The sequence below is a fragment of the Calditrichota bacterium genome (genome assembly GCA_013112635.1).
Classification (GTDB): Bacteria; Calditrichota; Calditrichia; order Calditrichales; family J004; genus JABFGF01.
In genome coordinates this window covers 31337-50905 of the sequence record JABFGF010000016.1, presented here as the reverse complement: position 1 = coordinate 50905, position 19569 = coordinate 31337, and the positions used below count along the sequence as shown (strand labels likewise).

Here is a 19569-nt window from a genome sequence, read left to right as displayed (position 1 = left end):
CTGGCCGAACAGCTTAAAATTTCTCCCAGCGATTTGATACAAAAAGTATCCGACAAGAAGTAAATACTGCTTTCTTTTCCGGCATAAGAGTAGTGTATATATATATTTTGGAGCTTCTTATGTCATCGCGTAAAATCTGGTTAACCATCCTTCCGCTTCTTTTTCTGCTTGCTACTTTTGAGCACTGTTATTCCATTCTATCGCTTTACAGCAATGGATTACTACTTCCATTTGTGACCACTACCCTGCTAGTCCTGGCCATTGATTCTTCAATCTATTTTTCCATGCAACATATCCAACTGCTTCCGGCAAAGATAATATTACTTCTGGCTGCCACAATCTCAATCACACTTAATGTGAAGTATATGATTGACTGGAAGCCGCCCGGAACCTTTGCACTGATTATTGGAATTACGGTGGGCTTTCTTATCCCGGCCATGTTGGGACTCTTTGGTTGGTTGGAAAAGGAGATAAGGGAAAGTGCTATTTCTACTTCATCCAATGGACAGCTGCAGGAAGTGGTAAAGTTTCATATTGATAAATATCCTGATATGAGCAGCAGGGAGATTGCAGGACTTATTGGTTGTTCACATACAACTGTCCGCAAGTATAGAAATGGAAGGTAAAAGAAGAGACCCTAGCGCTCTTCTTTTAGATATAATTTTACAGCCTCCTTTATTAATTGATTAATGGGTTTCTGAGTTTGCTGTTTCTTTTGATACAAGGCCTGCATTTCTTCTTCACTCAGGGCACTTGACGGCCATCTGTACTTGCTACTCATACCCGGCGCTTCTTTGAATTATAATCCGTGCAGTGGAATCCCTTGCCTTTAAAGTGTGCTACCGGAGCACCCATTATTTTATCCGTTTCACCTCCACAGATGGGACAGGGAGGATAGTCCTGCTCAAGACCGCAGATTCTCTCAAAGACATAGTGACAACTCAAACATGAAAAATCGAATAGTGGCATTTATCCCTCCTTTAATATTTTACTTATTGTGTTATAGACTTCCTCCTGTTTTTTTCTATCTTTTATAAACTGGATTTTCTTTATGACCGACTCCATAAAACTGTTTATCAGAAGCGGTTTGTTCATTCCTTTGGATGTCTGGGCAATAAAGATTGATGTAGTCACTTCCCTTAGTTGGTTCTTATCGAGGCCGTCATCACCCAGGTTTTCATTATGCTTGAGGACCTGTTTATAGATACTGAACCACAAGCCTTCAAAATCATATTTGTAATAAGGCATTGTTTTGTCCCTCCAGTGATTTGGGTAAACGGATTTTGGATTTGGTCTCATTGAATATCTCTGTTGAGACAATACCAAGCTTGCTTTCCAATGTCTTAATTTTTTCTTTGAAAGCCAGGTAAGCCTGAACAAGCCCTTCATTGACATTCTCCAAGGCCATACATTCAGCAAAATCACTATCACTCATTCTCTGTGGATCTATGTCAGCTTCAAACGATTCCGACATCTGAATTTTTACCAGCATATATTTTCCACGTAGTTCTGCTAACTCTGTTTTTAGCTGGCTGGCATTATAAGCTATGTCCTCCATAAATGGGTTGGCAGAGACACTTTGTAGACCACCAAAATCCTCACCGAGGCCATCGATATTTATACCGATATCAGAGAGGAAAGTGGCCGAGTCTTCATCCATAAACAGTTTCATTTTCTCGGAATGAATATCAGACAAAGGTGAGTAATCCGGGATTTGATTTTTAAAGGCCAGGATAGTATCTGAAAACTTTCGTTCCAGAGTTGTATCAGCAACGGCCTCCATGTTGGATGGTGTAAATGCTTTGATAATATGCCTTTTAGCAAACTTATCCGAATGATCTTTGAAATTCCTACTGAGTTCTTGAGAATAGAAAACTATGGGATTATTTGACTCGGGATCGCGGGTGACTTTTATCTTGGCAGCAGTGTAGTTTGTTTCAGTGTCAAGGCTATCCTGTTTAAAATCTTCTATATTATCTTCAATCTTTTCAGGAAAGTCTATTACCAGGTTATTCTTCATTGTTCCTCCTGACCGGCATAAGCAGGTTAAGAGTATTATCATCACTACTCAAAATGTTGGGGCCATCACCATCGATATATTTCCACTCGATCAGCTCACCTTCCATGGCGTTTACACTCTTTTCCAGCAACGCCAGATTGAGCGCAACATCCATCTCAGCTCCTTCTCTTTTTTCTATTTCCATTTTGGAATGATATTCTGTGTTCATATCAATATCCCGGGACTTAAATTCAATGGAACCATTCATGGCCTTAAGCTCAGCTTGATTTGTGTTGGAATTGGAAAAATTCTTGGCTGATTTAATATGCTTGAGCAACTGGTCTTTGTTTAAAATGAGTGTATTAGGCAGCTCGATAGGAATTACTTTTTTGAAGTCTACATAAGGATCATCTATCTTGCGCACCACAAACTCGATACCGTGACCCAACTTAAACATCAGGTATTTCTCTGACTGCCAGGCTTCTGTTTTGTACTGCACATATCTTGCTATTATTTTGATGACCTTCGCCGGGATGATGCATTCGTATTCTTTGAAGTGCAGGCATTTATTAGCTGTATCCAGGTTCTTGATCCATTGCAGAACATGTCCATCAGTGGCTACGGAACTGAGATACTCATCCTGTTTTACAAGAATGCCTGTCAGTGACGCACGCATAATATCCATGGATGCAAAGGTGATCTGCTTAGCCAGCTGTTTAAACACATCGCGGTTCCACTCAGCAATCTTTTCGAAATCTTCTGTTTCATCCGGAAAAAAAGGGTAATCGGTTGTCTTTTCAGTGGGAACAATAATCTGACACTCATCAAACATTATACTTAATTTATCTTCTGTAGATTTTTCAATGCTTAAGGTTGAAGGTTTGGTGGCAAGTATTTTCTTGAGGATTTTAATGGGCAATGTATAATAATGGCTGTTCGACTGTCGGGTATTTTTAATGGGCATCCTGACAAAGATATTCAGATCGGTCATCATCATGAATCCATCCCGGATACATATGTTGTGCAGGATATCCAGTGTTGTTTTTCGGTCATAGACCTTATCCGCTAATGGCAGAAAAGTTTGTATTTCAAATAACATAACTAAGGTTCTCCAAATTTTAAAGTAGTTTGGTTACAGACTGAATTATAGGGTTTCTTGGAGCAGAAGCTCTCGGTGCAAAAACTGTTTGAGTCGAGTTTGACTGGCTGGCCTTTGTAGCGGCAGTAGTGATGCAGCTTATTCTGGGTTTTAAGATGCTCGGTAAAGATATTAAAGAACTCCACAAACTCGATTTTCCTGCCTGTTTGTTGCTGGTAACTGACAAAGCTCTCCGCCAGTTTTTGGGCAAGATCGGCCTTAACCGATGGACTTTCGATGGTCCTGTACCATTCCGGTAATGCAGGACTATAGAGTAGTTCTTTCTTTACTTCATCCACATTAGCTGGTGCACTGTTCTGTTTTATATTAATATTTTTTACATGTGCTTGAGACGGCCGGTTTATCGATTTGGATGAATATGCCTGATCGGCTGTCGGGTGAAAAGTTTCAGGGATATGGATATTTTGAAGGAACTGGTTTACACTCAGGATTATGTCATTCAATGTATCAAGCGGTTCATCAATCGGTCTTGGTACATTTTTGCCTGTCCGCCCACCGGCGGATTTTTTCTTTTGAGTATAGGGTTCGTTCTTTAACAACAGTTCCACACTGTTAAGATCCAACTCCAGGTTATCGGGCAGGAAAATATTCAGTTCTGCAACCAGGTGTTTGCCCTTCTTTGCTCCTGTTACCACTGCAAGCAGATTGTTTCCGGCATGGAAACCTTTGGGATATAATACATTCCACTGTTTTGTCAAAAGCAAAGTTGGGTGTTTTTGCTTCAGCTCTTCTATCCACTGGTTGACAGCATCCTTAATCTGCTGATTGATCTGGCTTTTATAATCCTCGCTCATAAGCCAATCCCTTCCAGTGCTTTGCGTTCTGCCGATTCCTTATCCAGCTTTTCATATTCATTGAAATTAATAAGTGCATCATCACCGCATTCCTGGCAAGTGAGCTGGAAGGATGTCTTACCCTGGTCGGTCAGTTTCTCCTCCAGGGATTCCAAAGGTTTTACATGCAGAATGGAAATAGTGCCTTCTTCAGTAAACTTGAAGGTGGCGCGCACCCAGAGCGGAATCAAAAACTTTTTATGGTTGCCACAGGACGGGCAATTTATTTTCATATTTTTGTTTTTCTCCTCTTAACTGTTTTAATAGGTTTCTATTAGAAATCATTTCTTCATCCAGACCAACAGTGGCCTTCTTTGGGTACCAGTCTGAGAAAGGCCGGCAAACGGATCCGGAAAAACAGACGGCGCAGCGCAAATAGGGATTATAATCTTCCATTGATAATTCATCGGCACTCATCTTTTCTGTGGAAAGCACCGCTTCTTTTACCTGGTCACGCACATTTTCCTCAGCATAGTTCCAATCCTCAAACTTGGCCGGTTGTAACAAAAGACCTTCTCCGGACATTTCGATTTCCATGACTGTTTCCACTTCGCAATCAAAGAACTGTCGATTTCCGCAGTCGATACATATTATACTCATGCATGTTCCTCTTTTTGTTTACTGCATTCTGAGCAGGAAATGTTTTCGGGTTTTAGTTTTCTTTTAATCAGATCGCTGCTGATGGTGGGTGTGTCCAGAGTGAAATGACCTGTGTTGGAAACTTCGCATTGGTAATCTGTTTGCAGATCCATATAGAAACTCTGCTTTTCCGGATCACAATTATTACAGACGGGTATCCTGATTCCTGATGGGAATTCTTTCTCAGTGATCTGAACATCAAATATACTTAAATGTTTTGGTTTGGAAACCATCCAGGGCATATAGATGAAGGCATTGATCATAGCTATCTTTGTCAGCAGTGGCGAGATGTCCTGTCCAAACAGATTTAAGGAATAGTTGGAGGCATAGAGCAGCATGCCGCCGGTCCCGCAACAGGGATCAAGAACGCTTTTTGCTTTATGCTCATGGGTGGGCTTGCCGCCAAACTGCATCTTGACCATCATCTCAACAACAGCACCGGGCGTAGCAAAGAATCCGAGAGGGTTATTCTTTCCCATCACATCCATGGCCAGATCGGGCCAATGATCAGCCGGTTCCCTGTAAAACAATCCCAGATTAAACGTACGATACCAATAATCATCAATCTTCTCAGTAACGCCAACAGGAAATTCTTTGCCGTAGTTGAAGCCCCACAGTATCCAGTCCACAAAACTATGCAAAGGATGCGATAGCTGATAAGTAGCTTCTTTCAAACAATCTTTCAAATTCTTCTGCACTTCTTTCTTGGGATATTCATGAATAGGATGGAAGTCGATAGGGGGAATGGGTTCATCGGGAATCCTGTTTCTGCTACATATGTTTAGCCAATAATCCCATCTTTTATAAAACATCAGGTCAAGTGAGACCAGGTATGGCAATAACCATCCCTTTTTATCCTTTGTAGTTTTCAACATATTTTAGTTCTTTCTTTTTCTTATCCATCCCGACATAAAGCGTCGTGGATTTCGCACAATTCGCTCAACGGATTTTCAAGAACTTTTATAGTTTTTCTTTTCCGTGATAATTCGTGAAATTAGTGGATAATTATTTCTTGTATCACCAGAAAAAATGAGGACTCGATTAAACTAAGTCCTCATTGGTGTCTGTTTATAACCCGCATCCCGCTTTAACTCTTCCAGTGTTATCTCATAGTGACTGCGTACGGCGTCTAATCCATTATCATAATACATGCATTGATAGGCACAGTCTTCCTCCTCGATTTTACCTTTGTTTTCCCTGAGGCATTCTGTGCAGGTCTCAATAAGATCTTCCTTATCTATATAGCTGCCGCAGACATCACAGCCGGGACAACCCACCTGCCAACAATAATCCAGCAGGCGGTCCTGCCTGTCTACACCGGGATTCTTACAGTTGGCACAGTTGATCACTTCATTGTCATTATCCAGTACCATATCCAAATTATTGGCTATGGAATGAAAGACCTTCTTCGTTGTCCTGGATGGTTCAACAAGAATGGAGCTGTCATCCTGGATGATGACCTGATGTCTTAACTTGAGATCGATAAAGAATGCTGTGGTGTTTCCACAGTAGATGCATTGCAGGTTCTGCTGAAGGTAGCGGCGGGATTCGGGCGGGTAATACTTAACCACTCTCATTGTTATTATGTTTATTGAGGGTGTCCGTAATTACCCGGGTGAGTGAAGCGATGGATGTGGCAATCTCAGCTGTCAGCTGCAGGTTCTGGTTACGGCTGATAGTTTTCTGCTCCCGAAAGCTGTTAGCAAAACCGGTCCCAATCAAATAAGCGTTTGCTGTTAATAAAACGCTGTTGGAGATCAGGCTGGCTGTTTTGGCTATTGCCTGTGAGTTAATATTGAATCTCAACTTTGTGGCCATGGCTTATCTCACCGGTGAGGCAATAATGAAGCGCATTACTTTCCAGGCGATGGTGCCGATCCCTACATATGTAAGTATCCTCTTGCCTTTGTTGACTTCATCATTACTAATAAAATATCCATCTACTCTTTTTTCCATTTAGTTCCTCCAATATTGGTAATGGAATTTATCAGGTTGCTGAAGCTGTCAAAAAATGACTTCTGCCGTTTAAAGCGGATATGATCACGTACCAGAACGATGGTGGTGCCTACAACGGCGGTACCAAACAGAATACCGCCAAAGGCCAGCACTATATGCTTGAGTGACACATCCACGACATTATCTTCTGTTTCCGGTGGCATCATGTCGCTAGGCCTTTCCGCGAAACAGACCTGTTACTTGCAGGGCCAGCTGCACACCTGAGACTATGACGGATGCAATGACAGCGCCTTTCTCTATCTTTGTTTGGGTTTCCTGGGTCATATGTTTATCTCCTTTTTAGGTTGATGGTTATATCATGTCCTGAAATATCTTCTATTCTATAGGGCATATCCGATTGAAGCGGGATGATTATTTTTGTAGCGGTGATTTTGATCCGGGCATAACGGCGGGCGATATTCAGGATTAGCTTTAGTATCCAGTTCATTCCGGACAGGTTGTACTTTAGAATGAGTTTCTGTTCGTGGCTGTTGAAACGGGGTTGTATGGTGAGGATGATCTTTCTAGGCAGGATTAATTTTTTCCACAATGCTCCTCCTTCCCTTTTGACTGATAGGCTTATCCCTCTTCTTATGCCATAAAAGCTGGCATAAGAGAAGTATGTTGAAAATTATGGGGGGTTATAATGAAAGAGAATGTGAAAAATGAGCTGAATATCTTGCTTGGAGTTATTGAGGGTGTTCAGAAATTCTTGATGCAGGATGGGAGTACGTTGGCAATGATGTTGAGTGCAGCGTTGTTTGATCAATTTTGGAGATTGAAGGATGAATTGGAAAAAGGAAGCCCTGAATGAGATGGTTTGGGGCTTTATAGTTCACCTATTTGTTCTTTATCAAGTAAATAGGAAACCAAAAGTCCTGTATTACCAACAATTAATTGAGCTTCTTTCTGTGAATAGTCAATATATGTCTCTTCAGAATTAGTAGCAGTGTGCATGCCATATTGCAAGGCATGGTTTGTAGCATTTAAAATATAAAGAAATCGATAATCCTTATTCATCTCCAGGGGGTTATTTTTTATCTGTTTTATGGTCTCCCCAATTTTAATCTCTAAATTTAGTTCTTTCCTTAATCCTTCTAAAACCATTCGGCTTTGGTTTACAGCGAATGTATATTCTCCTTTATGTAAGAGTTCGAGTGTTTTTTTAAACTTATCAATAATACTGTGGTACTTCTTATTTTTGGGGAATGTTGGTGTTTCAATTTCAAGCAGAAGGCTTTCTGAAAACCCTATTTGCTTTAATACTTCAAGCCATTTGCTCTGCTCAATCCTGACATATATTTTTGCATCAGCTTCAACAATATCTTCTTTATTAATTTCATGCTCTTCATATCCCTTTGCTAAGCATTTAATCTCTAATTCAAAATTTAGATCTTTTCCTGCTCTTATTTTCTCTAACTCTATTAATTGATATTTATCGAACGATATATAGACATTTAAATGGGTTGTATAACTTAGATTAAGTATTAGTCTATCGAAGTGACAGAGCCCAATATTATATCTTTGCCGACCAGATCCTTGCTTAATATCTACATAGTTTAATGCAGTTAGATGAAATGCTTTTATTCCGGAGTTTGATGAAAGTTCAAAGTTTAACCTTAGAAGATAATTACCAATTGTTTTTTCACCACCAATATTCTGAATGTTTATATCAGCAATTATACGATTACGAATTTGCAAATTATTCATCGAATACCCTCTTATAAGTAGGTTCTTGATTGCCAACAAAAATATTCGAAAAAAAAGATAACTTCAAAATAAACTACCTAATATTTAGACTTTGTTTTAAATTTTCCAACGATTTTAATTTACTATGGCTAAGTAACATTAAAACTTTGATGTTAGTGTCATTATCTTACTTCTGTCAAGTTAAAAAAAATAAAAAAATTATGGCGCTTTAGTTTTAGGTTTGTTATAATTCGTTTAAGTAATCATATTTGTTACAGGTTTTAAAAATAATTGGTCATCAAAATAAGTAATTGATAGTATCAATATACCAATCATAGGAAATGAATGGAGGCCAAATGAAAAGTCTCAATGATGTAGTACGGAGTGTTCTTATTGGATTAACAGGTATCGGAACCATTACAGAGGATGTATTATCTAATAATACAAACGATTATGTAAAGGATTTGCCAGATAGTGAGCCACCCATTTTTGACACGAAGAAAAAAAATTTTACAAAGAAACCTGTTTTAATATTGAAGCAATATTCTAACTCAAATGATTTCTTTTTTGCTTCTCATCGATCACATCGATCCCACTCGTCACATAGATCTCATTATTCAAGTAGGACAACTACACCCAGTTATACTCCAAAAACCCCCAAAACTTACACTAAGCAAAATGATGAATTGGGATCAAGAACCCTAAAACAAGGCCATAAAGGAAAAGATGTAGCCAAATTAGAATCAAAGTTAAAAACTTTGCTTTATTCAATTATTCCAGACCAAATTTACGATAAGAATACAACAAACATAGTCAAAGATATCCAATCACGATTTGGGTTATCAATTGATGGAGTAGTTGGCCCCTTAACATTATACTATATAATAAATTTTAATTCCGAAAATTATAAATTTAAAAAGGGCTTAACCAAAGCAAATTTAGGCTCTAGGATTCTGAAACTTGGTTTTAGTGGGAAAGATGTAAGATTATTAAAACAAAAAATGAATAAACTAGGATATAAGTTGGAAATCAGTGATGACTTTGACATTGATTTAGAGAAAGCGATCAAAAGTTTTCAAAAGAAAAATGGAATAAATCCTGATGGTATAGTTTCTTTTCTTACATTTCTAAAACTAGGTATACTGTATTGAAATGCATTCTAAAAAATAAAGAGCTAGTGTTTGAAATAGATACAAACCTCTATGATGTTGAAACAATACATAGATGTTTTTACTGGTATCAAAAAGAATTTAGCGTTGAAATAGATTTAAATAAAAACAATACAGCATCTATTAAAATGGACTTACTTAATAGTGGTTCAATAGAGAATTCACAAAAAGACAAAATTTGTAAAAATATTAAAAGAGATTTAATTGATTATAAACTTCGATCTATTATTTCAAAAGAAACTAAAAACATAAAAGAACTAATTATTGCAAAAGCTTTTTCAAACCATGATTGATGTTTATGAAATTTTTGCCAAAGGATCATTTTAAAAAGAAAACTGATAATTATTTCCTTTTACCTTTTAGATTTGAAAGAATCGAAGACAAAGAATTAATTGTAAATGATCTTGGTGATTATATATGGTTTGAATCTGGAACTGTAGAGTCTATAGTAAATAGAAAGATAGATTCATTTTCCAGTTTGTACAAAGACTTATTATCAAAAAATTTTATATCTGAAACCCCTGTTCCCGAAAACATTGAACAATTGGCTATTAGATTCCGAACCCAAAAATCATTCCTCGATAAATTTACTTCATTACATATCTTTGTTATAACTCTTAGATGTAACCATACATGTCATTATTGTCAGGTTTCTAGGAAACCGGAATATAATTTAGAATATGATATATCAGACAGTAATCTGGATAAAGCAATTTCCTTAATGTTTAAATCGCCCTCCAATTATCTCACGGTAGAATTCCAGGGCGGTGAACCTTTATTGGCAGAAAGTAAGATCAAATTTGCTGTTGAAAGAATAAAAAAGATCAATGTCTTAGAAAAAAGAAATATAACCTTTGTCGTTTGCACAAATATCACTTTAGTAGAAGAAGATTTCCTTTTTTACTGTAAAGAAAATGATATTTCTATTTCTACCTCGTACGATGGCCCTCAATTTATTCACGATAAAAATCGATTTATTACAAAACAAAGTAGTCACGATTTAACATTGAGAGGGATTGAGTTGTGTCGCAAAATATTAGGGTATGATTCAATATCACCCTTAATGACAACATCACAGTTATCACTGGAATATCCAGTAGAAATAATTAATGATTATTTAGAACAAGAATTTACTAGTATCTTTTTAAGAGAAATAAATCCTTTTGGATTCGCGAAAAAATCAGAAAAACTTAATCTTTATAATACAGAAAAATTTATTAGTTTTTTTAAAACTGCTCTTGATTACATATTGGAGTTGAATAAAAAAGGGACATTTTTTATTGAAGAATTTACTACTGTAATTTTATCGAAAATATTAACACCCTTTCCCGTTGGATTTACTGATTTACAATCTCCAAATGGTGCTATCAATAATGTTATTGTTTATAACCATGACGGCTATGTATATGCCTCTGATGAATCACGAATGCTTGCAGAAGATAATGATAACTTTTTTAGACTTGGACACATGGAAAAACATACATATCATGAGATTTTTTATGGCAAAAAAGCGCATCAAATTGCTGAAAACTGGGCTAATGAATGTATAGCGGGGTGCTCTGATTGTGCTTTTCAACCATTTTGTGGTGCCGATCCAATAAGGAATTACTCTACTCAAAATGATATGTATGGCTTTAGGCCAACAAATTCATTTTGTGCAAAGAACAAACAAATAATCAAATATATTTTTCAACTTTTAGAAGATCCTATAAATCAAAAGATTTTTAGGTCTTGGGTCGTACGTAAACCTGTAACTTTAAAATGATAAAAAAACAAGGGAAAACATTCAATTTTTCAAAGTCAATAATTGGTCGAATTACTCATCAAAAAAAATCATCATTTGAAGATGAGAATTGTATTTTAATCTTGGATGAGAAAGAGATTAAGAAGTTTAACAATTCTAATTATTCAGCTATAATTACAAATGCCCTTCCTAAGAATTCTCTATCATCTAAAATTCCGATACTTGTCATGGATGATTTTCATTTTTTAAACGAGAATGACATTGTTGAAATTACATCAAAAGGCGTGTTACAGGTTCTTTTTCAAAGCAATTCTTTCCATAATGCATTATTTGTTACAGAACAATGTAATTCAAAATGCCTCATGTGTTCGCAACCACCAAGAGAGATCGATGATATTGATTACTTATTTAAAATAAATTTAAAAATCTTAAGTTTAATAAATTCGAAAGTTACTCTTCTAGGAATTACCGGTGGTGAACCAACTTTGTTAAATAACAAGTTATCAACGCTATTAGCTGAAATATCTAACAAGCTACCAGAGTCCGAAATACATATTCTTTCGAATGGAAAAAAGTTTTGTGATTTTAGCTTTGCCAAAGAAATTGCAAAAAACTGTTCTCCGAAGATGGTATTTTGTATACCGCTATATTCGGATAATTATTTAGATCATGATTACATTGTACAAGCACGAAATTCATTTAATAAAACCGTACAAGGTCTTTATAATTTAGCACGGCTAAATATTAGAATTGAAATAAGAATTGTTATTCACAACTTAACACTTGTACGGCTAAATAATTTAGTAAGATATATATATTTTAACTTCCCGTTTGTTGAACATATTGCCTTGATGAACCTCGAAAATACTGGGTATACAAGAGCAAACAAAGACGTTTTAGATTTTAATCCAAAGGAATATTTTGAAACATTTAAAGATGCTGTTTTATATTTAGATGAGAACCTTATGAATGTTTCGCTTTATAATTTCCCATTATGCTTAATTCCAAAGGAATTGTGGAGTTTTGCCAGGAAATCTATTTCAGATTGGAAAAATATATATATTGATGAATGTCTTGACTGTAGTGTAAAAAACGAATGTGGAGGACTTTTTAATTCAGCAGGAATTGAGTTCAAACAACTAATTGAAAACGTCAAATGAAATTTGTAATTGTTTTTATTTACTTGGCTATTAATTTAGTCAATGGACAAATAAATATACCTTTATCATCTGATGAAAAATTAGATTCAATTAATAAGTTTTTAAAATATGAAAGTGATTCAGCAAACCAATTTTTAATCTATCGTGGATTTATAGTTAAATATAATAAAAAACAAAAGTCTCCACATTTTACTATTCATTTTCTATCGCCTGAACAGTTAGATCAAAGTCAACCGAAGGCCAAAAGAATGAACAGCTTTTGGATAGATGACTTCCACAAAACCGTAACAGCAACAAAAAAGGATTATTATAAAAGCGGTTTTGATAGAGGGCATTTTGTTCCTGCTGGAGACTATTATTGGGATAAGGACTTGAAAGATGAAACCTTTGTTATGTCAAATATTTCTCCCCAAAAACCCGGATTAAACCGGGGTATATTTGCTCTTTTAGAAAATAAATTAAGGGAAATGGTTAGGGTATCGAATTTGCGCATGTGTATTATTACTGGTAGCATTTTTATTGATAGCGACATGGGGGTTTTCGGAAATAATAAGATTGGAATTCCTAGTTTTTTCTATAAAATATGTTTTCTGGAAAATTCTAATATACTAATAGCGTTTTTGTTCCCACATGCTAATGAATTCCACTCAGTAGATTTAAAAGATTACCAGGTTGATGTTAATAGTCTTGAAAGAATTACTAATGAAGATTTTTTTGACAAATTTGATGATGATTATGAAGAAAAAATTGAATCAAACATAATATATTATGACGAGATTGAATAAAGAAAAAGAAACGCATTTTAAAACAGTATCACTGATTAGTATAGTCCTAGGGAATCCAGTGATATTTTACCTACTTTATGATAATATAATCTTATCTCTACTAAGCTTTCTCATAGTTTTATTATTGGTTTTTATATTCTTTTTCTTCTTTAGAAAACTGTTCTCATTAATTATTAGTTTTCTAATCATTATTGCAACTTTTATAAATATTGAAGTTATTTTTATTTACAATTTTAATGAGTTTGTTATAGAAGACCTTTATGAAATGTATGATAATCATTATTTTAATAAGCCCAATTTAGATAAAACCATTACTGATAAAGAGTATACATCTTTTTATTATACAAATTCACAAGGATATCGAATACACAATTATCAAAATCCTGAAACCACAATTAATAATTGCGATTGGCTTTTCTTAGGGGATTCTTATACTCAAGCTGCTCAAGTAAATAATAGTGAAATTTTTTCTTCTAATTTATATCGAAACTTTCCAAACAAAGTAATTATTAATGCCGGAATAAGTGGATTTGGTATTACTGAAGAGTTCTTGCTATTGAAAAAACTCAAAAATGAATTAAATCCTAAAACCGTTTTTCTACAAGTTTGCAGTTTTAATGATTTCATGAATGTCAATTTGAAGGAGTATAATTTCTTAGATTATTTAATGCACTATTCCGATTATTTTCGATTTCTTTTTTCCTCTATTAAATATAAAAATCCCGATGAACTTCCACTTGGTCGGTGGGCAGAACCATTTTATCAAAACGAAATAAATAATATTAACTATAATATATTTTATAAAAAATCATCTGAGATGAAAAAACAAGATATAGAGAATTTTAAAAATTATTTTGTAGAATTTGTTGAATTTGTTAGAGATAATAATATAAAACTGGTTGTATTTTTAATCCCTACAAAAGAACAGGTGCATTATAGATATTTTAACGAGGTCATTACTGAATTTGGAATTGATGTTGATCAACTCGATATGAGGTTTCCAAATAGATTAATGAAAGATTTAACCGATAGTTTGGATGTCTTATACATAGATTTATTGCCAAGTTTCTTAAATAGTGATAAAGAATTGTTCTTTGAGTTTGATGAACATTTAAATAAAGATGGACATGACTTATTAGCAAAGGAATTATCGCACTTCATTAAAAAATCGAAACTTAGTGAATCAAAAATTCAATATTTAAGTCAAAATTCACTAAACGATAGATATCCAAGTTATTTTGCTGATTATGATAGCATCTTAATTCAATCAACTAGAGATTTTAACTCTGAAATTCTCGTAGCTGACTATTCTTTTCACAATTTAAAACAAATATCTTATAATACTTTCGATGAGTCTCACCCATCAATTAACAAAGACAATTTTACTTGTTTTACAGAAGGAAAATATGGTAGTTCAGAAACAGAAGTTATCATTTTTAATAACAATAACTATCAAAAACAAACAATTACTTCACAAAATAATTTCTTTGGAGCCATACCAACTTTTTCAAAAGATGGAGAAAAGGTCGTCTTTTCTGGGTGGTTTTCTGATTCATTAAAATCATCATATACACCACCTCAAATTTATATATATGACATAAAAACAGAAACGAGCTATAACGTTTTTCAAAATAATTTTGAAAACTGGCGACCTGCGTTTTCTCCAAATGATTCACTATTAGTATATATTTCTAAACGAACGGACAACTTTGATATATTTGTATTTGACCTATTTGAAAAGATGGAAATTCAAATAACAAATACATCGTATGATGAATGGGATCCGAGATTTGATAATACACAAAATCAGCTTATTCTTTATTCTGGTTTTAAAAACAACAATTGGGATTTATTCTATTATGATATTTTCCAAAAAAAAGAATATCAAATAACCTCAACCCGAGGCGATGAATGGGATGGGTATATGTATTCGGAGATAAACGAGATATTATATGCCGGGGAATTTGGTTTTTTTAACGGGATTTATAGGATGAAGAATAAAGCTTTCCCTAAAATTGGAAATAAATAAATGGCGCATTTTCATTAATGTTTAAAATAAGTATGATTATTAACAATATATCAAAAATTATTATTGAAGTAATATAATACTCTTTAATATCTATAAACCGTCTCTTTAAAAAGTCAGTATGATCAATAATAATTATAAATAAAAAAGAAAAAAGAACTATAAGATTAAAATTTTGAAAAAACCTTGAAGCAAGCTCAACACTTGGTGCATAAAATGAAATATCTATAATTTTTTCGAAAATTAAAATTATATCAGATATGTTGTTTGCTCGAAAAAGTATCCATCCTACACAAACTGTAAGAAATGTTTTTGTTATCATTATACTTTTTATGAAATAATTCGGGCTATTTACATATTTTATTTTATAAATCCAGTGATCCATAAAATAAAATATTGCATGAAACAAGCCCCATAATAAAAAGGTATATTTTGCTCCATGCCATAGGCCACTCAATATAAAAACTATCATTATATTAAAAACCCATTTTGGCTTACTTTTTTTATTTCCCCCGAGATTAAAATAGACATAGTCTTTAAACCAAGTCGACAATGTAATATGCCATCTCTCCCAAAAATTTTTTATTGAAGTCGCAAAATATGGTTTATTAAAGTTGTTTGTAAGATTGATGCCAAAAAACTTTGCAACACCTATTGCAATATCACAATATCCTGAAAAATCAAAATATATTTGAAATGCAAAAATGATTGAACCCATAACAATTTCTAATCCACTAAATTGTTCTATATTGCCAAATACATCATTAACATATAAACCGATATTATCTGCTATGACTTTCTTTGCAAGACCATAGATGAAATAATTTAAACCACTAATGAGCTGGGTTGATTTTTGCCTTATTAAAGCCTTTATCTGTGGCAACAAAAAGTTGGCTCTCTCTATAGGTCCTGCGATTAACTGCGGGAAAAAAGAAACATATAAAGCAAAATTTAAAAATGATTTTGTGGCAGGATATTTATTTTTATAGATGTCGATTGTATATGATATTGATTGGAATGTATAAAATGATATCCCTATAGGTAATAATAGCTCGCTTCTGTACGAAATTAAATAATTTGGATTAATCATTTGTAAAAAATTATTCAATGTCTCAATAGTCAGATTGAAATATTTAAAGAGAAATAAAATAGTTAAATTTAAAGATATACTTAAAAATAAAAGCTTTTTGCGTTGAAAATAATTTGCAGTTTTCTCGATTCTCTTAGCAATAAAGAAATCTATTAGTGTAGAAAAAAGGAGTAAAAATACTAATAGTGAGTTCCAATAAGCATAGAAATAATAACTCGAAATTAGAAGAAATATTATTTTGTATTTTTCAGGAATTATTTTTACTAAAATAAAAACTATAGAAAAAAAGAAAATGAATTCTATTGTTATGAAACTCATTCTGGAGAAGCCTTTTATATTCTATATTTAAAAGATAGAACTTGGAGTTCAATCGAAATAACTTTAGCTACAGTAATTTTAATATTTAAAGAATAAGTTAGTACAGTTTGAATTCCAAGTAAAAAGGAAATAGCAATAGGAAATAGTTTTTATTGTATAGAAAACAGCAGATAATAAGAGGCCTCATAAATATATATAAATGTCACTTTATTAATACAATTTTCCGTGGACTATTTTTACTATCATTAGAAAGTAGTAAATAATATTCTCCACTTGCAATCGAACTTGCATTAAATCTATACTCAAATTTTCCTATTGAATAGGGATTATCAATAAGATTAAGAACTTTCTTTCCGGATGTGTTATAAAGATCAAGTTTTACATTTCCCGGTTTTTTTACTTCGAATACAATATTTGTTATGGAGTTAAACGGATTTGGGTAATTCTGTAGCAATACGAAATCTTTTGGTTTTTCGCTTTCAATTCCAGAGACATCATCAAATACAAAATCACAATAAACAGGTAAATGATCGCTTCCATAGTACAAAGCATCTGCTATTTCTGAACTAACAGCACTATTATCTCCATTATTAATTGAGACATTGAAATGCTGACCATCATTGCCAAATTCCGTATAAGAACTCGGAAGAACCTCATCCTTCAAAGCCTCAGAAATAAGAATAAAATCAAAACGGTCATCCAATCCACCTGAGGCACCTCCTCCGAATTGTTCTACTCGTGGGCTTTGTGTATGGATCCCGGCAAAAGATTCCGAGTTGTGCCAGTTACCTGGTGAATCAATTGGATCAAACGAACGTCCATCATTGTCTGCTTCATCACCTAAAAGTTTCTGATAACCTGGTTCACCCGAATCATAAAAATTAAAATCTCCAAGGATGATAAAGTTCGTTCCAGGTAAGTGTTGGTTCAAACGATCCCGCCAAATAGTGCATTCGGCCAAACGCTTTTGTTCATTATCAGATCCTTGGCTCGCTTTGAGGTGGGCGGAATAGATAAAAAGAAATTCGTCTGTTGAATTCACTTTTAATTTATACTCAGCTATATCTCGCAGTTCTGTGGATATGTATGAATCTGAAATAAACTCTACTTTGTCTGTTTTATAGAAAATGTGATTGTCTGTGTCTGGGCCATCATTGAAAGGTATTGTACTGTAATTACCATTTAAAACTGAAGTGGTAAAAGAGTTTACAGCAGCTTGACTAAGTATTTCCTGAACGATCAAAATATCGGCATTAATCTCTTGAGCGATTGGTTGCAAGTATTCATTTCGTGTAGTGCCGTTATAGTTTAAAATATTGTAGGTAGCTACCCTAAGTGTGTCAGCCGATTGAGCAATGGATACAATTAGAAAAAGGAATACTAGGTTGGTTTTCATTAATTGGTACCTGTTCTTGTATTTTTTAATTGCGCTTCTTTAATTTTTGAAAGGATTTCTTCCTGGGTTATTAAGCCTTTTTCAATTAGTAGAATTACTAAAGCTTCAATTGAATACATATTTGAAATAACAAGTTGCTCTAAGTTTACAGTTTCACTCATGTTTTACCTTTCTATTTATAGAGTTGATGTAAAATATACGCCGAAATCATTACTTCCAACCAAAAATAATTTTATATTTTAGTTGTTTTACGCACGGTTTTAGATTAGTATGTATTTTACTGCTTTCAAAATATTTACACTTTGTCCGGTCATTAAAAACAGGAATTAGGAATGCCACTTACACCAGAATCAGAGATTCGAGAGGTCTATGGGCTAAATGACAATGAAAGGGAGCTAATTGAGGTATTTATGCAAGGGGCTATATATTGTTGGATAAAAAACAAAACCGAAATACCTTTCGCGGTTCGTGATTTGGTAGGTGGTGTAAATAGTGATTGGAATGGAACTCCTCTTCAAGTTCTTTATGATAAACATATTAAGGCTGGAAAAGATGAAGACGCTTCTTTTGAAAGCGCAGCAATTGACCTTGGTTGGATTGTTAAAAAACTTTTGTCCAACGATAATCGGCTATTTAAAAAAGGAACTAATGGTCTGGTAAATACATATTTATGGATTCCAAACTAGCGATATCAAAAAAACGTAATCCAAATGCCCTCTTGGATTGTGATTTTTAATACAGTTTAGTTGTTTATTTAACCCTGAGCTTGGGAGGGGGAGCTTAGGGCTTTTTCGACTTAGCAATACTGACCTTTTAGAGAAAAATAGAATGAATTCACAATATAAGGAAAGAACTGATCAGAAATTGAGATATGCGAAAATTCATTTTGAAGAATTGAAGAATTATCTCGATTCAACTTCTAATGATGAATGGGAGAATTCTCATCAAGAGAGTTGTTTCTTCCATCTCGCCGCTTCAATTGAATCAATGCTCCATGAAATTAATGCTGCGTACTCTCTTAAACTTCACTTACATAATGTAAGGTGGGATACCGTTTCCAACACACTTAAAAAAAACGACCAAGTTTCACTATCGTTTAATCACTTAGAAAGTCTTCGAAAAAATAAAAAGAGTTGGTTGGCTTTACTTTTTGAGTGGCGTAATCATGGAACTCATCGCGGAAGGATAGGAAAGATAGTGAATTTATCAAATGTAAGGTTAATTGATAACGAGTTCAAAGATCCTCGATCTGGAGAAGTACAAAAAGTTTATGCTGGATCAGGCTGCCTTGACGTTATTAAGAACTTAGTCGCGGATGTTGAAGAGTTGATTAACAATTGCCGAAAAATCGATTCAAATCTCTAAAATCAATTGTTTTCAATAATCCAGATGGTTCCTTGAATTTTGCATCTAGTGGAGATTATGGAGTAATGAGACCTTACAATTTCCTCACTCCAATTATTTAAGAAATTGTACAAATTAAGTTTTTAAAGGATAGAGGAAAACAAATGTATGATAAAACTTCCGTGACTTACAATTGTCCAGAATGTAAAATAATGATCATGTA

The 19569-nt window shown here is 34.1% G+C and carries 27 protein-coding genes; 10 read left to right on the top strand and 17 right to left on the bottom strand.

Annotated elements, in window-relative coordinates:
• Nucleotides 1-119 precede the first annotated feature (119 nt).
• On the top strand, nt 120-626 hold the full coding sequence (locus HND50_21915; GenBank protein NOG47912.1) for a hypothetical protein: 507 nt from the start codon (nt 120-122) through the stop codon (nt 624-626).
• A gap of 11 nt (nt 627-637) precedes the next feature.
• Here the strand turns inward: HND50_21915 and HND50_21910 are convergent, their stop codons facing one another.
• From HND50_21910 to HND50_21850, 13 genes are all read right to left on the bottom strand, one after another.
• Nucleotides 638-781, bottom strand: a complete 144-nt coding sequence (locus HND50_21910) for a hypothetical protein (GenBank protein NOG47911.1) — start codon at nt 779-781, stop codon at nt 638-640.
• Entirely contained in the window at nt 778-969 is a 192-nt protein-coding gene (locus HND50_21905; protein NOG47910.1) for a hypothetical protein, read from the bottom strand. The genes HND50_21910 and HND50_21905 overlap by 4 nt, the downstream gene beginning before the upstream one ends.
• Nucleotides 970-1248, bottom strand: a complete 279-nt coding sequence (locus HND50_21900; GenBank protein ID NOG47909.1) for a hypothetical protein — start codon at nt 1246-1248, stop codon at nt 970-972.
• The gene (locus HND50_21895) at nt 1229-2020 is read right to left on the bottom strand and encodes a hypothetical protein (protein ID NOG47908.1); all 792 of its coding nucleotides are present in this window, start codon (nt 2018-2020) and stop codon (nt 1229-1231) included. The genes HND50_21900 and HND50_21895 overlap by 20 nt, the downstream gene beginning before the upstream one ends.
• A complete protein-coding gene (locus HND50_21890) occupies nt 2010-3098 on the bottom strand; it encodes a hypothetical protein (protein NOG47907.1) in 1089 nt (362 codons plus the stop codon). The genes HND50_21895 and HND50_21890 overlap by 11 nt, the downstream gene beginning before the upstream one ends.
• Nucleotides 3099-3100: 2 nt before the next feature.
• On the bottom strand, nt 3101-3952 hold the full coding sequence (locus tag HND50_21885; GenBank protein ID NOG47906.1) for a hypothetical protein: 852 nt from the start codon (nt 3950-3952) through the stop codon (nt 3101-3103).
• Entirely contained in the window at nt 3949-4182 is a 234-nt protein-coding gene (locus tag HND50_21880) for a hypothetical protein (protein ID NOG47905.1), read from the bottom strand. The genes HND50_21885 and HND50_21880 overlap by 4 nt, the downstream gene beginning before the upstream one ends.
• A gap of 7 nt (nt 4183-4189) precedes the next feature.
• Nucleotides 4190-4591, bottom strand: coding sequence for a hypothetical protein (locus HND50_21875; protein ID NOG47904.1), 402 nt, complete (start codon nt 4589-4591; stop codon nt 4190-4192).
• Nucleotides 4588-5505, bottom strand: coding sequence for an SAM-dependent DNA methyltransferase (locus tag HND50_21870; protein NOG47903.1), 918 nt, complete (start codon nt 5503-5505; stop codon nt 4588-4590). Before HND50_21870 ends, HND50_21875 begins: the two co-directional genes overlap by 4 nt.
• Nucleotides 5506-5676: 171 nt before the next feature.
• Nucleotides 5677-6201, bottom strand: a complete 525-nt coding sequence (locus HND50_21865; protein NOG47902.1) for a hypothetical protein — start codon at nt 6199-6201, stop codon at nt 5677-5679.
• Complete coding sequence (locus HND50_21860) at nt 6194-6448, bottom strand: hypothetical protein (protein NOG47901.1); 255 nt, start codon at nt 6446-6448, stop codon at nt 6194-6196. Before HND50_21860 ends, HND50_21865 begins: the two co-directional genes overlap by 8 nt.
• A 122-nt stretch (nt 6449-6570) precedes the next feature.
• Nucleotides 6571-6792, bottom strand: a complete 222-nt coding sequence (locus HND50_21855) for a hypothetical protein (GenBank protein NOG47900.1) — start codon at nt 6790-6792, stop codon at nt 6571-6573.
• A 122-nt stretch (nt 6793-6914) separates the two neighbouring features.
• Complete coding sequence (locus HND50_21850) at nt 6915-7073, bottom strand: hypothetical protein (protein ID NOG47899.1); 159 nt, start codon at nt 7071-7073, stop codon at nt 6915-6917.
• A 198-nt stretch (nt 7074-7271) separates the two neighbouring features.
• Here HND50_21850 and HND50_21845 point away from each other — a divergent pair, with 198 nt between their 5' ends.
• Nucleotides 7272-7439 (top strand): hypothetical protein, encoded by a 168-nt coding sequence (locus HND50_21845; GenBank protein NOG47898.1) that lies wholly within the window; start codon nt 7272-7274, stop codon nt 7437-7439.
• A gap of 14 nt (nt 7440-7453) precedes the next feature.
• Here the strand turns inward: HND50_21845 and HND50_21840 are convergent, their stop codons facing one another.
• Complete coding sequence (locus HND50_21840) at nt 7454-8335, bottom strand: hypothetical protein (protein ID NOG47897.1); 882 nt, start codon at nt 8333-8335, stop codon at nt 7454-7456.
• Between the two features lie 335 nt (nt 8336-8670).
• On the opposite strand from HND50_21840, the gene HND50_21835 reads away from it, so the two are divergent.
• The 6 genes from HND50_21835 to HND50_21810 are packed head-to-tail and all read left to right on the top strand — an operon-like array spanning nt 8671 to nt 15201.
• The gene (locus tag HND50_21835; protein NOG47896.1) at nt 8671-9465 is read left to right on the top strand and encodes a peptidoglycan-binding protein; all 795 of its coding nucleotides are present in this window, start codon (nt 8671-8673) and stop codon (nt 9463-9465) included.
• Nucleotides 9466-9491: 26 nt separating this feature from the next.
• A complete protein-coding gene (hxsD, locus tag HND50_21830; GenBank protein NOG47895.1) occupies nt 9492-9776 on the top strand; it encodes a His-Xaa-Ser system protein HxsD in 285 nt (94 codons plus the stop codon).
• Nucleotides 9776-11248 carry a His-Xaa-Ser system radical SAM maturase HxsB gene (hxsB, locus tag HND50_21825; GenBank protein NOG47894.1) on the top strand — a complete coding sequence of 491 codons (1473 nt, stop codon included), beginning with the start codon at nt 9776-9778 and terminating at the stop codon, nt 11246-11248. Before hxsD ends, hxsB begins: the two co-directional genes overlap by 1 nt.
• The gene (gene hxsC / locus HND50_21820) at nt 11245-12387 is read left to right on the top strand and encodes a His-Xaa-Ser system radical SAM maturase HxsC (protein ID NOG47893.1); all 1143 of its coding nucleotides are present in this window, start codon (nt 11245-11247) and stop codon (nt 12385-12387) included. The genes hxsB and hxsC overlap by 4 nt, the downstream gene beginning before the upstream one ends.
• Nucleotides 12384-13172, top strand: coding sequence for a DNA/RNA non-specific endonuclease (locus HND50_21815; GenBank protein ID NOG47892.1), 789 nt, complete (start codon nt 12384-12386; stop codon nt 13170-13172). The genes hxsC and HND50_21815 overlap by 4 nt, the downstream gene beginning before the upstream one ends.
• Nucleotides 13165-15201 carry a hypothetical protein gene (locus HND50_21810; GenBank protein NOG47891.1) on the top strand — a complete coding sequence of 679 codons (2037 nt, stop codon included), beginning with the start codon at nt 13165-13167 and terminating at the stop codon, nt 15199-15201. Before HND50_21815 ends, HND50_21810 begins: the two co-directional genes overlap by 8 nt.
• Here the strand turns inward: HND50_21810 and HND50_21805 are convergent.
• The 3 genes from HND50_21805 to HND50_21795 form a co-directional block, all read right to left on the bottom strand.
• Nucleotides 15182-16606 carry an MBOAT family protein gene (locus HND50_21805; protein NOG47890.1) on the bottom strand — a complete coding sequence of 475 codons (1425 nt, stop codon included), beginning with the start codon at nt 16604-16606 and terminating at the stop codon, nt 15182-15184. The genes HND50_21810 and HND50_21805 overlap by 20 nt on opposite strands.
• Nucleotides 16607-16808: 202 nt before the next feature.
• Nucleotides 16809-18002 carry a T9SS type A sorting domain-containing protein gene (locus tag HND50_21800; protein ID NOG47889.1) on the bottom strand — a complete coding sequence of 398 codons (1194 nt, stop codon included), beginning with the start codon at nt 18000-18002 and terminating at the stop codon, nt 16809-16811.
• Nucleotides 18002-18163 (bottom strand): hypothetical protein, encoded by a 162-nt coding sequence (locus HND50_21795; GenBank protein ID NOG47888.1) that lies wholly within the window; start codon nt 18161-18163, stop codon nt 18002-18004. The genes HND50_21800 and HND50_21795 overlap by 1 nt, the downstream gene beginning before the upstream one ends.
• A 171-nt stretch (nt 18164-18334) precedes the next feature.
• Between HND50_21795 and HND50_21790 the strand changes: the two genes are divergently transcribed.
• The gene (locus tag HND50_21790; GenBank protein ID NOG47887.1) at nt 18335-18688 is read left to right on the top strand and encodes a hypothetical protein; all 354 of its coding nucleotides are present in this window, start codon (nt 18335-18337) and stop codon (nt 18686-18688) included.
• A 142-nt stretch (nt 18689-18830) separates the two neighbouring features.
• On the top strand, nt 18831-19367 hold the full coding sequence (locus HND50_21785; GenBank protein ID NOG47886.1) for a hypothetical protein: 537 nt from the start codon (nt 18831-18833) through the stop codon (nt 19365-19367).
• The last annotated feature ends 202 nt before the right edge of the window (nt 19368-19569 follow it).

Coding starts and splice junctions, on each gene's coding strand:
- HND50_21915 (NOG47912.1), top strand. CDS start 120: ATGTCATCGCGTAAAATCTGGTTAACCATCCTTCCGCTTCTTTTTCTG.
- HND50_21910 (NOG47911.1), bottom strand. CDS start 781: ATGAGTAGCAAGTACAGATGGCCGTCAAGTGCCCTGAGTGAAGAAGAA.
- HND50_21905 (NOG47910.1), bottom strand. CDS start 969: ATGCCACTATTCGATTTTTCATGTTTGAGTTGTCACTATGTCTTTGAG.
- HND50_21900 (NOG47909.1), bottom strand. CDS start 1,248: ATGCCTTATTACAAATATGATTTTGAAGGCTTGTGGTTCAGTATCTAT.
- HND50_21895 (NOG47908.1), bottom strand. CDS start 2,020: ATGAAGAATAACCTGGTAATAGACTTTCCTGAAAAGATTGAAGATAAT.
- HND50_21890 (NOG47907.1), bottom strand. CDS start 3,098: ATGTTATTTGAAATACAAACTTTTCTGCCATTAGCGGATAAGGTCTAT.
- HND50_21885 (NOG47906.1), bottom strand. CDS start 3,952: ATGAGCGAGGATTATAAAAGCCAGATCAATCAGCAGATTAAGGATGCT.
- HND50_21875 (NOG47904.1), bottom strand. CDS start 4,591: ATGAGTATAATATGTATCGACTGCGGAAATCGACAGTTCTTTGATTGC.
- HND50_21870 (NOG47903.1), bottom strand. CDS start 5,505: ATGTTGAAAACTACAAAGGATAAAAAGGGATGGTTATTGCCATACCTG.
- HND50_21860 (NOG47901.1), bottom strand. CDS start 6,448: ATGGCCACAAAGTTGAGATTCAATATTAACTCACAGGCAATAGCCAAA.
- HND50_21855 (NOG47900.1), bottom strand. CDS start 6,792: ATGATGCCACCGGAAACAGAAGATAATGTCGTGGATGTGTCACTCAAG.
- HND50_21850 (NOG47899.1), bottom strand. CDS start 7,073: ATGAACTGGATACTAAAGCTAATCCTGAATATCGCCCGCCGTTATGCC.
- HND50_21845 (NOG47898.1), top strand. CDS start 7,272: ATGAAAGAGAATGTGAAAAATGAGCTGAATATCTTGCTTGGAGTTATT.
- HND50_21840 (NOG47897.1), bottom strand. CDS start 8,335: ATGAATAATTTGCAAATTCGTAATCGTATAATTGCTGATATAAACATT.
- HND50_21835 (NOG47896.1), top strand. CDS start 8,671: ATGAAAAGTCTCAATGATGTAGTACGGAGTGTTCTTATTGGATTAACA.
- hxsB (NOG47894.1), top strand. CDS start 9,776: ATGTTTATGAAATTTTTGCCAAAGGATCATTTTAAAAAGAAAACTGAT.
- hxsC (NOG47893.1), top strand. CDS start 11,245: ATGATAAAAAAACAAGGGAAAACATTCAATTTTTCAAAGTCAATAATT.
- HND50_21815 (NOG47892.1), top strand. CDS start 12,384: ATGAAATTTGTAATTGTTTTTATTTACTTGGCTATTAATTTAGTCAAT.
- HND50_21805 (NOG47890.1), bottom strand. CDS start 16,606: ATGAGTTTCATAACAATAGAATTCATTTTCTTTTTTTCTATAGTTTTT.
- HND50_21800 (NOG47889.1), bottom strand. CDS start 18,002: ATGAAAACCAACCTAGTATTCCTTTTTCTAATTGTATCCATTGCTCAA.
- HND50_21795 (NOG47888.1), bottom strand. CDS start 18,163: ATGAGTGAAACTGTAAACTTAGAGCAACTTGTTATTTCAAATATGTAT.
- HND50_21790 (NOG47887.1), top strand. CDS start 18,335: ATGCCACTTACACCAGAATCAGAGATTCGAGAGGTCTATGGGCTAAAT.
- HND50_21785 (NOG47886.1), top strand. CDS start 18,831: ATGAATTCACAATATAAGGAAAGAACTGATCAGAAATTGAGATATGCG.